The following is a 12,917-nucleotide window of genomic DNA, read 5'->3' as shown; positions in this document are numbered from 1 at the left end:
CCGCTGTGAACGCGCCGGGTTCCGCTCTGCCCGCACCCTTCGTCGGAGGTCGCCCGCCGTGCCCGACCGCGCCTCGTTCCGGGCCACTTCGACGCCCGCGCCGTCGGCCGAGGTGTCCGCCGCGGCCGGAACTGCGGCCCACGCCCCGGCGTACGCGCTGGTGCGCGCCACCGTGCTCGCACGGGCCCCGCAGTCCGTCGCCACCGCCCGCGTTCGGGAGTTGCTGGCGCGGCTGACCGCCGGGGAGGCCGCCGAGGCCGCCCTCCGGCCGGTGCTCTGCGATGCGCTGTACGCCAGCCGGGCCGGACACGACCAGGAGTTCCACCGCCGGATCGTCCTGCCGCTGCGCCGGGACCTGCACAACGGCCGCCCGCCGCAGGCCGCGCAGCTCGACCGGCTGGGTGACCTGCCCACCCGGGTCGCCCTCCTCGCGCAGTGGCTGGACCTGCGGGCGCGGCAGGCAGAGCTGCGGACCGCGCTCGCGGCGGCCCTGCCGACGGCTCTCGCGGCGGAGCGCGCCGCGCTGGCCGAGCTGTGCCGACAACCGGCTTTCCGCCGGGCCGTCGCGCTGGGCAGCGCCGAGCTGCTGCGCGCCGTGCTCGGCGCCTCGGAGCCGGGCGGTACCGGCGGTGCGCGCGGCGGCCGGGCCGCGAAGGAGGAGGCCACGGTGCTGCGTCACGCGCTGCGGGCCACCGACAAGACCAGCCCGCTCTCGTGGTTCACCACGGTCGGCTGGGTGAGCGACGCACCGGGCCCGCCGGCGGCGGAGTCGGCCCCGCACCCGGTCGTCCAGGTCAACCGGACCTTGGTGACCGCACTCGTCCAGGCCCTGCTCGACCAGCCCCGGCGGGCCCGCAGCCTGCCGCACCGGATGACCAGCGCCGCCCGCACGGAGGACGGCCGGACCCACTACCAGCGCACGCGGGTGGCGTTCGTCGGGGGCCGCTACCTGGCCGCGCACGAGGACGAGGTCGCCCTCGCCGCCCGGCCGGAGCTGGCGTTGCTCGCCTCCCTCGCCGAGACCCCCGAACCGCCGGAGCAGCTCGCCGAGCGCCTCGCCAGGGCGCTCGGGCGCTCCCCCGGCGACCCGGCGGTGGAGCGCTTCCTCGGTCAACTCCTCGACGCCCGACTGCTGGTGCCCACCGAACCGGTCGACCCGCAGAGCGCGGACCCGTTGGCCGAGCTCGCCACCTGGCTCCGGCAGTGGCCGGAGGACGCCGGTCTGGCGCGCAGCATCCGGGAGCTCGCCGAGCGCACGGCAACGTACGCGGACCTGCCCGCCGAACACCGGCCAGCGCTGCTCACCGCCCTCACGGCCGACTGGCGCCGGCTCCTGGCCGAGGCCGGCCGCCCCCTGCCGGACGAAACCGGGCCGCTCACCGTGCTGAGCGAGGACGTCCACGCGCCCGCCCCGCCGGACTTGCTACCGGACGCCGCCGACCGGACCGCGCTCGCCGAACTCACGCCCCTGGCAGAGCTGTTCGACCACGGGCACCTGACCGGACGGGCCGCCAGGGACGCCTTCGTCGCCCGGTACGGCGCCGACGGGGTCTGCCGAACGCCCTGGGAGTTCGGCGCCGACCTCGGGGGTGCCTGGGCCGAGGTGCCGGTCCCGGCGGACATCGCCGCGCTACGGGCGGAGTTCACCGGTCTCCCGGAGACGGACGGGGAGGTCGTGCTGTCCACCGAACGGATCCGGGCGCTGGCCGACCGGCTGCCCGCCTGGACGGCGGCCCGGCCGCTCAGCTACTCCTGGTTCGTCCAACCGGAGCCTGCGGAGGGCCTGTTGTGCGTCAACCACGTCTACGGCGGCTGGGGGCGCTTCAGCAGCCGGTTCCTCGACGCCCTCCCGCCGCAGGCAACGACCGAGCTCGCCCGGCAGCTCCGGGTCGGGCTCGGTGCCGGCGCACGGGCGGCGCAGCTGCGTCCGGTGGGCGGCTTCAACGCCAACCTGCATCCGCTGCTGCTGGACGAGGAGATCGGCCCCGACCGGCGGTGGTCCGCGCTGGCCGAGGCGGATCTCGACCTGGTCCACGACCTCCGCAGCGACCACCTGCGCTTCAGGCTGCGTGCCACCGGCGAGTACCTGGACCTGCTCTACCTGGGCTTCCTCTCCCCCACGATGCTGCCGCAGCGGCTGGCACCGCTGCTCGCCGACCACCCGAACGGCGTGGTGGTGTTCCAGTCGCTGCTGGCCCGCACCACCATGGCCGCTCCCGGCGGCGCGGTCGTGCGCAGCTCACGACTGCGCTACCGGCACCTCGTACTGGCACGCCGCCGCTGGCAGCTGCCGCCCCCCGTGCTCGACGCGCTGCGGGCCGAACTGGCCGCCGATCCGGGCCCGGACGGCGTCCCGGTCACCACCGTCACCCGTTGGCGCGCCCACCTGGGCCTGCCCGAGCAGCTCTTCCTGCACCCCGTGACCCGGCCGGCCGGGAACCTCCCGGCCGCCGACGCCTTCCTCGACCGCCTCCGCGCGCCCAAACCCCAACCCCTGGACCTCGGCAACCCGCTCCACCTGAGACACCTGCACCGCTGGCTGGCCCGCCACCCGCACGGCGTCCTGCTGGAGGAGGCCCTGCCCCTGATCGGCGGGCATGCGGAACCGACCCGGGCGGTCGAACTCGTCGCGGAGACGTACCGCCCGGCCCGGCGGGTGCCCGTCTCCCCCGAACCACCCGTGTCCGCCGGGACCGCCGGGACCGCCGGGACCGCCGCGTCGGTACAGAGCCGAGGAGTCGCCCGATGAGTGAGCCGACCGAGCCTGCTGCCGCCGGGTCCGCCCGCGACGTGGTGCTCTCCTACTACCGACCGACCAAGGCCGGCGCACTGCGCGAGGCCGTCCTCCCGCTCGCCCGGCAGGCGGCGGCAGCAGGGTTGCGGGTGCACGTCGAACGGCACTGGCGGTTCGGGCCGCACCTGCGACTGCGGCTGGACGGCCCGGCCGAGCAGGTGGCCGCCCGGGCGGAACGGTCCGCCGACGCGCTGCGGGCCTGGGTGGCCGACCACCCGTCCGTCGCCGACCGGACGGATGCCCAACTGCTCGCCGAGGCCACCGTGGCCGGCCGGGCCGAACTGATCCCGCCGCCGTACGGACCGCTGGTGCCGGACAACACCGTCCGGGTGCTGCCGGTCGACCCGGCCGCCACCGCCGACCTGACCGCCCTGCTCGGGACCGAACCGGCCGCGCTGCGCACCGAGTTGATGCGCAGCGGACTGCCCGCGCTCGGCTCCGCCTGCGCGTTCCTCGGGGAGCACGGCGATACGGCGGGCGCCCGGGTGCAGCTGGCGGTCACGGCGCTGGCGGCGCACGCGCACAGCCATCCGGGCGGCCTGGTCGGGGGCCACTACTCCTTCCTCTCCCATCTGGAGGACTTCCTCCTCCACGAGGACCCGGACGGCCGGCTGCGGGCGGCCTTCGAGCAGCGGTGGGAGCGCAACGGCGCGGCCGTCACGGAGCTGGCCCACCGGGTGCTGACCGGGGAGGCCGACGGCTGGGAGCAGGACTGGGCGCACTGGTCGGCGTCGGCCTGGCGGTCGGCCGAGCAGCGGCATGCCGCCGGGGCTGACCTCTCCGGCCGGGGCGAGGAGTACCGGACCCGGGCCGCCGCCCTCGGCGACCCGACCACCGCCGAACGGTGGGACTTCGAACTGCGCACCCGCTACAGCGAGTTCCACCGGTTGCTGGCGCGCACCGACCCGGATGGGACGATGTTCGGCCGCGCCGAGTACCTGATCTACCGGACCACCACCAACGCCCTGTACCGGCTGCTTGCGATCTGCGACGTCCGACCGGTCGAGCGCTACCTGGCCGCTCATCTTCTGGTGCGCAGCGTTCCCGCGCTCACCGGGCACGACTGGCAGGACTACGTCACCCGGGTGATCGCCGACACCGAGGGGGCGGCATGACCGACCGACCGGACGCTGGGCAGCTGCGGCTGCGTCCCGGGGTGGCGGTGACCCCGCTGCGGGAGGGGCTGCACCTGCGGGGCCGTACCGGCAGTCTCACCCTGGAGGGCAACCGCTCGCTGCCCGCGCTGTGGCAGGCGCTGTCCGCGCGGCTGGGCAGCGATCCGGGGACCACGGCCGTGGTCCCCCCGAAGGTGGCGGCGGCACTGACCGCGCTCACCGACCACCTGCGCGCGCACGACCTGGTGGTCGACCCTCTCGGCGACGCCGAACTGCCGCCCTGGCCGGGCGCGGTGGCGGCCCGACCGCAGGAGGCGGTGGCAGCTCTGGCAGCAGCACACCCGACGGTCGCCTCGGCGGACCCGGGCGGTCCGGTGGCCCGCGCGGTGGCCCGCGCCCTCACCCGGGGCGGCGGCGTTCCGACGCTCGTCACCGACCCCGCCCTGGCCACCGGCCAGGTGCTGGTGGTCGCGGGCGAACCCCCGGTCGCGGTCGGCCTCCAGTGCGATCCGGACGGCGGATTCGTCACCGAGCCCGCTGCTCCCGAGCGCGCCCGTGCCGATCTCGCCGCGCTCGCGGAGCGCCTGCGGGAGGATACCGGTGCCGCGCCGGCCGGCACCGGTACCGTCCCGCGAGCACTGCCCCTGCTGCTCGCCGGCGCGACCGCCCAGCGCCTGCTGTGCGCGGTGGCCGGGTTGCCGGACCCGGCGCGGGCGGCGGACCCCCGGCTGCTCCCCGGCCGCCCCGCCGTCCTGGTTACCGAGGCCCGGCCGCTCCGCGCCGAACACCGCCCCTGGGCGGCCGGGCCCGGAACCACCGCCGCCCCGCCCGCGAACCTCGAAACGGCCCTACGCCGCATCGCGGCACTCGGCGACCGGCGGCTCGGTGTGTTCGACGCACCCGCGCCCGGCGCTCTCCCCCAGCTGCCCGCCGCCCTGGTGTCCTGCCGTACGCCGGACGGGACCCTGGTGGCCGGGGCACCCAGGACCGACCTGGCGCGGCTGGCGGGGGCCGTCCGGGCGGCCGAACTCCGTTGGCCGGCGGCCCACTCGGGGGGCGCGGTCGCCGTCGTCGTGGGTGCCGATCCCCGGCATGCCGAGGGTCGGGCCCTGCGGCGGGCAGCTCTGAGCATGCCGGGGGTCGGTGACGCGGGCACCGCGCCCGCCGACGCCCTCCTGGAGCATCCGCAGACCCGGCACTGGACGACGACCCTGAACCGACAGCTGCGCCGCGAGGTAGAGTTGACGGTCCGTCAGATCACTGACGGCGCCTTCCTGGCCACCGTGGAGGGGAGCCGGGCCGTCGAGGCCACCGCCGCCGACGCCGTCACCGTCGCCGCGATCGGCGCGCTCACCCGGCTGACGGCCCGTACGCTCGACCTGGCCGCCGTCCACCACAGCGCGTTCAGCGGCGCTGCCGCCCCGCTGGCCGCCGCCGGGCAGCAGCTCGCCGACTGGACGGACGAGGGCTGGACCAGCCGTTGGATCTCCCAACTGGCCGATAATGAAACGGACTTGCAGATCGCACTGAGCGAGCTGACCGGACTGCGCACCACCCCCTGGCAGCCCGGCACCGGAGCTGCTCACCCGCTGGGGGACGCGCTGGCGGGCTGTGGCTTCACCGTCCTCATACCGACGGGAGGCCGTCGGTGACGGACCTCTCCGACCTTGCTCCTTCAGACCCCGACCTTCCCGTCCTCGACCTCGCGCAAGCGCTGGCGACCCGCAGCGGCACCGCCGTGGTCCACCTCACCGCCTGGACGCTCGGCCAGGCCGAGCAGTTGAGCCGCCACGCGCTGGCGCACCCTGTCCGGCTGGTGCCCGTACGGGAGGACGGGGCGCTGACGCTGATCGGACCGGCACTCCACCCGGGCGCGCCCGCCTGTCTGCACTGCACCGAACTCCAGCGGCTGGCCACCGTCGGCGGCCGGGTGCCCTGGCAGAGCCCGACCCTGGCCCTCGCAGGCACCGGCACCCCGGCCTTCACCGAGGCGGTGCTCGCCCTGGCCGCCGACCTTGCCGACGCCGACCCCGACGCCACGTCCGACCCGGGCCCGGATCCGGACCCGGCCGCATCGGCCGGGACCGCCGCCCCAAAAGCCGGGCGGAGCGCCCCGACCCACGCCACCGTCCACTCGCTGCACGGCGACCGCGCCACCTGGTCCACCCATCGGGTGCGCCCGGTGGGCGGCTGCGCCGTCTGCCACCCGCTCCCCGAGGACGTCCCCGACGCCTCCCGACTGCCCGGCGGACCACACCCGTTGCCCGATCCGGCGGTGCTGCGCGGCGCCAACGAGCAGAGCACCGATGGCGGCAACGCCAACGGCCGGCTGCGCGCCGAACTGCACGACAGACGGTTCGGCCCGATCCGCAGCCTGTACCGCACCGAGGACTCGGCCTTCGCCCTCACCTCCGCCCTGGTCACCGATGGCCGGACGGCGGAGGGCGGCGGCTACGGACGCTCGGTGGACTTCCGCTCCAGTGAGCGGGTGGCCCTGTTCGAGGGCGTGGAACGGCTGGCGGGCATGCAACCGCTCGGCCGCCGCAGCGTCCTGCGCGGGAGCTACCTGGACCTGGCCGCCGCGCACGGGCCCGACGCCGTCCTGGACCCGGTCCGGCTCGGCCTGCCCGACCCCGGCGAGCACCCCGCCCGCAGCACCGTCCCGTTCACGCCGGAGCTGGTGCTCGACTGGGTGTACGGCTGGTCGCTCACCCACGGACGCCCGGTCCGCATCCCCGAGCACCTGGCGTACTGGGACCCGCCGGGCCGCGACCGTCCCCGGGTGGCGTACGAGTCCTCCAACGGCTGCAGCCTGGGCAACAGCCCTGAAGAGGCCGCGCTGTACGGCCTGTTCGAGGTGGCCGAGCGCGACGCGTTCCTGATGGCCTGGTACGCCCGGACCCCGCTGCCGGCCGTCGCCGTCCCGGTCGAGGACCCCGAGGTGGCCGGTCTGGCCGGCCGCGCCGGGCTGCTCGGCTACCGGCTCACGCTGCTGGACGCCACCAACGACCTGGGCGTCCCGGCCGTCCTCGCGCTCTGCCGCTACCGGGGCACCCACCCCGGCGCCCCGCGCACCTTCCTGGCCGCCGGGGCCCACCACGACCCCCGGGTGGCGATCCGTTCGGCCGTCGCCGAGGTGGTCACCAACGTGCAGGACGCGCCCCGCCGCCCGACCGACCCCGGCGGGGCCCGCGACCCGGAGCGGCTGCGCGCGATGCTGGAACGGCCCGAGCTGGTGGTGGTGCTGGACGACCACGTCGGGCTCAACACCCTGCCCGAGGCGCAGCCCCGGCTGGACTTCCTGTTCGCCGGGCCGCCCCCGGTGCCCTGGCAGCAGCGCTGGCCCGGCGCCCCCGAACCGGTCGACGACCTGGCGCAGTTGCTGGCGCGCACGGTCGAACGGCTCGCCGGGGAGGGGCTCGAAGTCCTGGTGGTCCGTCAGGACGAGCCAGGTGTCCGCGACCGTCTCGGACTGTACTGCGCCAAGGTGATCGTCCCCGGCACGCTCCCGATGACCTTCGGCGAAGCCAACCGGCGCACCCGCGGCCTGCCCCGCCTGCTGACCGTCCCGCACCGACTCGGCCGCACCGCCCGTCCGCTGCGGCACGACGAACTGCCGCTCCACCCGCACCCGTTCCCGTGACCCCCACCCCACTCCTGCTGCCGTCCGGGAAGGACGCGATGACGACCCGACCGCTGTCGACCGCCCGTTGGCACAGCCTGCACCTGGCGCTGCCACTGTCCCCCGACCGGACCGACGCCTTCGTCACCGAGGACCTCGCGCCGCTGATGGACGGGGTGGCGGGCCCCGGCTGGTTCTTCATCCGCTACGGCGAGGGCGGGCCACACCTGCGGGTCCGCTTCCGCGAGACGGCGGGCGACCCGGACGAACTGGCGGGCGAACTCGGCCGGCTGGCCTCGCTGCGCCCACCGCCGGACGGGCCCTGGGCCGCCCGGCACGGCGAGACCAGCAGCGTCCCGTACGAGCCGGAGACCGAGCGCTACGGCGGGGCCGCGCTGCTGCCGATCGCGGAGGAGGTGTTCGCCCACTCGACCCGGGCCGCCGTCCAAGCCCTGCACACCCTCGCCACCGCCCCCGGCGCCCGACTGCCGCTCGCGCTCGACCTGGCGCACACCACCACCCACGCCCTGGGCCTGGACCCACTGGCCGCCGCCCGCTGGCTGCGCCGGCACGCCGCCGGCTGGCGTTGGGTGACCGAGTACCCCGTGCTGCCCGGAGCGGCCGTGCACAGCCGGGTGAACACGGTGTTCGCCCAGCAGCGCCAGAACCTGGTCGCCCGAGCCGGTGCCCTGTACGAGGCGCTCGACGCCGGGACGGCCGCGCCCCGGCTCGCCGAGTGGTCGGCCCGGGTCGCGGAGGCCGCCGCCCGGATGCGGGCCGAGGCACCGGAGCAGTCAGAGGAACAGCTCCTCTGGGTGTGGGGCTCGCAGTTGCACATGCTCTTCAACCGGCTGGGCGTCGCACCGGACGAGGAACGCGCGGTGTGCCGGCTCGCGGGGCGGACGCTGGTGGAGACGGCGCAGCCGTTCACCTTCTTCCCCGAGGGCATGGACGCCCCGGACCGCCAGTACCTGGAGCGCAGCAAGTTCCAGATCGGGCGGCCCACGGACACCGAGCTGCCCCAGGTGCCCCCGGCCGAGCCCGCCCGACCGGCCTCCGGTGACCTGCCGCTGCCCGCCGACCCGCTGCCCGCCGTCTCACTCGCCGACGCGCTGCACACCCGCCGCTCCACCCGGGGCCGGCTCACCGGTCCGCTGACGGCCGGTCAACTGGGCGGCCTGCTCTGGTCGGCGTACGCACCCAACCGCCCCACCGGCGACCGGCCCTACCCGAGCGCGGGCGCCATGCACGCCGTCCGGGTCCGGCTGATCGCCCTCGCCGTCGACGGTCTGCCCGCCGGCACCTACCACTGCCTCCCGACGCTCCGTTCGCTGCGCCCGATCGGCCCCGCGCCCAGCACCGACCAGCTCAGCGCCCTCTCCTACTATTTCTCCCGACCCGAGTCCGACCCGCACGCCCTCCTGGTGGAGGACGCACCCGCCCTGCTCGCCGTCCACCTCGACCTCGCCCACCTGCGCCGCCGCTACGGCCTGCGCGCGCTGCGCCTGGGCCTGCTCGAAGCCGGGCACCTGACGCAGAACCTGCTGCTCACCGCCGCCGCCTTCGACCTCGGCAGCACACCCCTCGGCGGCCTGTTCGACGACCTCGCCCACGAACTCCTCTCCCTGGACGACCTGGACGAGCCGATCCAGTACCTCCTGCCGATCGGGCGACCGGCGGCCTCCGCCTGAACACAGCTGTGGGGTGACTGTCACTCAGTCCGCCCGGGAACCTCCGGGCCTCGCAGTTCCGAGGGCAGGAACGGGCACGTACGACGACAGCCGTGGCGCGCTACCAGGACGAGGGGATCAAGGGTGGCGCGTACATCGGCTGCGGTCACCGGCTCGCGGTGACGGTCGACCGTCGTCGACCAGCGTGATGAAGACCGCCGGCCGCGCCGGCAGGGGCGGGGTCACGTCACCTTCTCGACGGGACGGTGACAACAGGGCACGCGGCTCGGTGCAGCAGTCCGTGCGGGACCGGGCCCAGCCGCAGGCCGGTGAACCCGCCCTGGCCGCGGCGGCCGACCACGACGGCGAGTGCGTGCTCGGACGCCTTGGCGAGTTCCTCGACCGGGTGGCCGACCAGCACCTCGTGGGTGGCCCGGACATCGGGGTAGGTCACGGAGAAACCCGCCGTGCTCTCGTGCAGCAGCCGACGCCCCTCCCGCAGCGAGAATTCCTCGGCGGCCAGGGCGAGGAACGGTGGCTGCCACACCCAGATCGCCCGCAGCTCCGCGTTCCGCAGCGCCGCGGCCCGGTAGGCGTGCTCCACGGCCGCCGCCGACCAGGGACTGCCGTCCACGCCCACCACCAGGTACGGCGGGTCCTGGGTGATGTGTTCGGGTGCGCCCACCACCACGACCGGGCAGTGCGCCTGGGCGCTCACCGGCACGGTGACCGAGCCGACGCTGAGGACCTCCTCGACCCGGGACAGACGGCGGGAGCCGAGCACGACCAGCTCGGCGTGGGCGGACTCACGGCAGAGCAGGTGGGACGCGGTCCCCTCCCCGAGGGCGGTCGAGGTCTCCAGCCCTGGGTGTCTGGTGCGGGCGGTGACCTCTGCCTTCTCCAGTGCCTCGGCCCCTCGTTCGCGCAACGCCTGCTGGTACCTGCCCTGCTCGAACGGGCGGTGCTCGTGGAGGACGGACGGTACCGCGTGCACCAGTCGCAGTGGCACGTGTCGCCGCTCTGCCTCGTCGGCGGCCCAGGCGACGGCCATCGCTGACGGATCCGGGGTTTCCACTCCCAGGACGATCGGGCGGCGTTCGTTGGCGGATGTCATGGCTCCTCCACCGGTTCGATGGGCGCGTGCGTGGCGGCCCTGTCCCCACGGTAGGCAGGCCCGGGCCGGTTCAGCAGGGCCGAGTGGCCCTCGCCCACAGGGCCGCTCGCTGCGCCCGCTCGGTGACGGCGACCCGGAGGCGGGCCGCTGCGAAGCCGATGAGCCCACCGCTGCCGACGCCGCGAGTTCCGCCGGGCCGAGCGGCACGGTGCCCAACTGCGCCGCCAGCAGGGCCAGGAACAACACGCTCTGCCAGGGCAGCCCGGCCTCTCGGGCCCACAGGCCGGCAGCGGGGCGAGCACGATGTCCCACGATGGCGGGGGAAGGCACGGTGATTCGTCTCCGATCCCCACGCGCGAGCAGCGGGCCCGCGTGTGGAGGTTGCTCAGTCCGCTAGGAGGAGCGGGTCGGGCAGGGCCACGGTCAACGGCTCGCCGCCCTTGCCGCTCGGACAGTGGTGGCTCCGGGCGTCCGGTCCGGGGAAGTGGACGGCCACCCGCCGAGTATCGGCCCAGCGCACGTCGTACGGCGGGGTGCCGTCCGGGTGATGGAGGGCGACGACCTCCCGGTCCCGGGGGGCTGTGCCCGGGAGGGAGCCCCGAACGATGATGCGGTCCCCGATGGCGACGTCACTTCGGGCTTTCTGGTCGTGCGGCGAGGCCCCCGAGCTCCAGCACAGCCGGTCGACCCTGCTCCGGTCCAGTGCCGAGTGGCCCTGTCCGGCGGGTCGGCCAGCTCTCGCTCCGGCAGCCGACCCGAAGCAGAGTGGGCGGTACCCGCGCGGGTATCCCGTCAGCGGGGCGCTTTCCGCCGTGCCCGGAGCGGCGATCGACGTGGAGGTGACGGATGGCAGGCTCGGCTTCGGCGATCGAACTCAGGGGGCTGACCAAGCACTACGGGCCGACCGTGGGTATCGACCGGCTCGACGTCACGGTCGCCACCGGTGAGGTGTTCGGTCTGCTCGGCCCGAACGGGGCGGGCAAGACCACCGTGCTGCGCTGCCTGGCAGGGCTGCTGCGACCCACCGGCGGACAGGTCAGGGTGCTCGGCCTGGACCCGCTCGCCGACCACCGCAGACTGGCCCCCGCGCTCGGCTACCTGCCCGGGGAGCTGCGGCTCTACCCCGAGCTGACCGGCCACCAGACCCTGGACCTACTGGCCGACCTGCAAAGCGCCCCGACACCCCGGCGGGCTGAACTGTGCGACCGCCTCGGACTCTCCGGGTCGGTGCTCTCCCGCACCGTGCGAGAGTACTCCCGGGGCATGAAGCAGAAGCTCGGCCTGGTACAGGCCTTCCAGCACGACCCTGATCTGGCGGTGTTGGACGAACCGACCGAAGGCCTGGACCCACTGGTCCAGGAGACCTTCTTCGAACTGCTCGCCGAGGCCCGGGCAGCCGGCCGGACCGTCCTGCTCTCCAGCCACGTCCTCCCGGAGGTCCAGCGGGCCTGCGGCAGGGTCGCGATCGTCCGGGCGGGGCGGCTCGTGACGGTGCGCAGCGTCGCCGCCCTACGCGAGGCACGGGCCCGCCGGGTCCGGCTGGTCTTCGCCGACGGGCTCGGCCGGCGGCCGCTCGGCGCGGCAGACCGCTGGCAGCCGCAGTGGCAGGACGACCGCGTCGAGCTGCTGGTGCCGCCGCACGAAGTACTGGGCGCGCTCCGCGGCCTGCTGAACCTCCCGGTGAGCGATCTGACGGTCGAGGAGGCGGGCCTGGACGAGGCGTTCCTCGACCTCTACCGCGAATCCGCCGCGACGGCTGAGGAGGAGTCATGAGAGCACGTCTGCCGCTGCTGTGGCTGGCGCTGCGCCGGCGTCGGCGGATGCTGACGGCCCTGCTGCTGGGCATGGTGCTGTTCGAGACGCTGATCGTGGTGATCACCGGCACCCTCTCCCCTGTGCAGCTCTTCGCCGGGGGCGGTAAGACCCCGCCGGGGGCGTTCAAGGCTTTCAGCGGCTCGACCGGGGCGGTGTCGATCGCCAGCTACCCCGGGTTGCTCGGCGCCGGGCTGGTCCATCCGTTCTGGATCGCCATGCAACTCACCGCGGTCGGTTCGTTGGCCGCTGCCGCCGTGGCCGCCGACGTCGAGGCGGGCACCCTCGAACTGCTGATGGTCCGTCCGGTCTCCCGGGCCCGACTGCTGGGCGAGCGGACGGCGGCGCTACTGGTCACCGCGCTGCTGCTGAACCTGGCGGCCACCCTCACCATCGCGGCCGGGGTGGCACTCTCCCCTGACCTGCACCGGGAGGTGCCGGTCAGCGGCGTGTTCGCGGCCGGGCTACTGGGCTACGGCTTCTCGCTCTGCATGATCGGACCGGCCCTGGCCGTGTCCGCCGCCGCCCGGAGCAGGGCCCAGGTGCTCGGCACGGTGATCGCCTTCGGCGCGGTGGGCTTCGCCCTCAACTTCGTCGCCCTCGCCTGGTCGCCGGCCGCACCACTGCGCTACGCCAGCCCGTTCCACTACTACACACCCGGCGACGCGCTCGCCGACGGCAGCGTCCCGTGGGGCTCGCTCGGCCTGCTGTCCCTGGTCGGCGTGGCCGGAATCGGCGCGGCCTTCGCCCTGTTCGCCCGCCGGGACCTGGCCCGCTGACCGCTGCCCCC

The 12,917-nt window shown here is 75.3% G+C and carries 9 protein-coding genes; 7 read left to right on the top strand and 2 right to left on the bottom strand.

Features of this window, described 5'->3' with window-relative positions:
- The first annotated feature begins 58 nt into the window (after positions 1-58).
- Genes ACKUU6_RS28865 through ACKUU6_RS28845 form a run of 5 tightly spaced genes read left to right on the top strand, consistent with a single transcriptional unit; the run spans position 59 to position 9,222 of the window.
- Positions 59-2,749: a lantibiotic dehydratase gene (locus ACKUU6_RS28865; RefSeq protein ID WP_407991502.1), complete on the top strand. Its 2,691-nt coding sequence runs from the start codon at positions 59-61 to the stop codon at positions 2,747-2,749.
- Positions 2,746-3,909: a hypothetical protein gene (locus tag ACKUU6_RS28860; RefSeq protein ID WP_407991501.1), complete on the top strand. Its 1,164-nt coding sequence runs from the start codon at positions 2,746-2,748 to the stop codon at positions 3,907-3,909. Before ACKUU6_RS28865 ends, ACKUU6_RS28860 begins: the two co-directional genes overlap by 4 nt.
- A complete protein-coding gene (locus ACKUU6_RS28855; protein ID WP_407991500.1) occupies positions 3,906-5,561 on the top strand; it encodes a hypothetical protein in 1,656 nt (551 codons plus the stop codon). Before ACKUU6_RS28860 ends, ACKUU6_RS28855 begins: the two co-directional genes overlap by 4 nt.
- Positions 5,558-7,552 (top strand): TOMM precursor leader peptide-binding protein, encoded by a 1,995-nt coding sequence (locus tag ACKUU6_RS28850; protein ID WP_407991499.1) that lies wholly within the window; start codon positions 5,558-5,560, stop codon positions 7,550-7,552. The genes ACKUU6_RS28855 and ACKUU6_RS28850 overlap by 4 nt, the downstream gene beginning before the upstream one ends.
- 38 nt (positions 7,553-7,590) lie before the next feature.
- Positions 7,591-9,222: a thiopeptide-type bacteriocin biosynthesis protein gene (locus ACKUU6_RS28845; RefSeq protein ID WP_407991498.1), complete on the top strand. Its 1,632-nt coding sequence runs from the start codon at positions 7,591-7,593 to the stop codon at positions 9,220-9,222.
- A gap of 226 nt (positions 9,223-9,448) precedes the next feature.
- On the opposite strand, the gene ACKUU6_RS28840 is transcribed toward ACKUU6_RS28845, so the two are convergent.
- Both ACKUU6_RS28840 and ACKUU6_RS28835 read right to left on the bottom strand, forming a co-directional pair.
- Positions 9,449-10,315, bottom strand: a complete 867-nt coding sequence (locus ACKUU6_RS28840) for a universal stress protein (RefSeq protein ID WP_407991497.1) — start codon at positions 10,313-10,315, stop codon at positions 9,449-9,451.
- A 385-nt stretch (positions 10,316-10,700) separates the two neighbouring features.
- Positions 10,701-10,925: a DUF1918 domain-containing protein gene (locus tag ACKUU6_RS28835; RefSeq protein WP_407992269.1), complete on the bottom strand. Its 225-nt coding sequence runs from the start codon at positions 10,923-10,925 to the stop codon at positions 10,701-10,703.
- 236 nt (positions 10,926-11,161) lie between these two features.
- On the opposite strand from ACKUU6_RS28835, the gene ACKUU6_RS28830 reads away from it, so the two are divergent.
- Positions 11,162-12,088 (top strand): ABC transporter ATP-binding protein, encoded by a 927-nt coding sequence (locus ACKUU6_RS28830; RefSeq protein ID WP_407991496.1) that lies wholly within the window; start codon positions 11,162-11,164, stop codon positions 12,086-12,088.
- Positions 12,085-12,906, top strand: a complete 822-nt coding sequence (locus ACKUU6_RS28825; protein WP_407991495.1) for an ABC transporter permease subunit — start codon at positions 12,085-12,087, stop codon at positions 12,904-12,906. The genes ACKUU6_RS28830 and ACKUU6_RS28825 overlap by 4 nt, the downstream gene beginning before the upstream one ends.
- The last annotated feature ends 11 nt before the right edge of the window (positions 12,907-12,917 follow it).

This window comes from Kitasatospora sp. CMC57, from assembly GCF_045866025.2.
GTDB lineage: Bacteria > Actinomycetota > Actinomycetes > Streptomycetales > Streptomycetaceae > Kitasatospora.
Note: the sequence above shows the minus strand (reverse complement) of the source record. Positions and strands in the feature narration are given on the sequence as shown.

Excerpts from the sequence above, each read along its gene's own strand:
- ACKUU6_RS28860 (WP_407991501.1), top strand. The coding sequence starts at position 2,746 with ATGAGTGAGCCGACCGAGCCTGCTGCCGCCGGGTCCGCCCGCGACGTG.
- ACKUU6_RS28855 (WP_407991500.1), top strand. The coding sequence starts at position 3,906 with ATGACCGACCGACCGGACGCTGGGCAGCTGCGGCTGCGTCCCGGGGTG.
- ACKUU6_RS28845 (WP_407991498.1), top strand. The coding sequence starts at position 7,591 with ATGACGACCCGACCGCTGTCGACCGCCCGTTGGCACAGCCTGCACCTG.
- ACKUU6_RS28840 (WP_407991497.1), bottom strand. The coding sequence starts at position 10,315 with ATGACATCCGCCAACGAACGCCGCCCGATCGTCCTGGGAGTGGAAACC.
- ACKUU6_RS28830 (WP_407991496.1), top strand. The coding sequence starts at position 11,162 with ATGGCAGGCTCGGCTTCGGCGATCGAACTCAGGGGGCTGACCAAGCAC.
- ACKUU6_RS28825 (WP_407991495.1), top strand. The coding sequence starts at position 12,085 with ATGAGAGCACGTCTGCCGCTGCTGTGGCTGGCGCTGCGCCGGCGTCGG.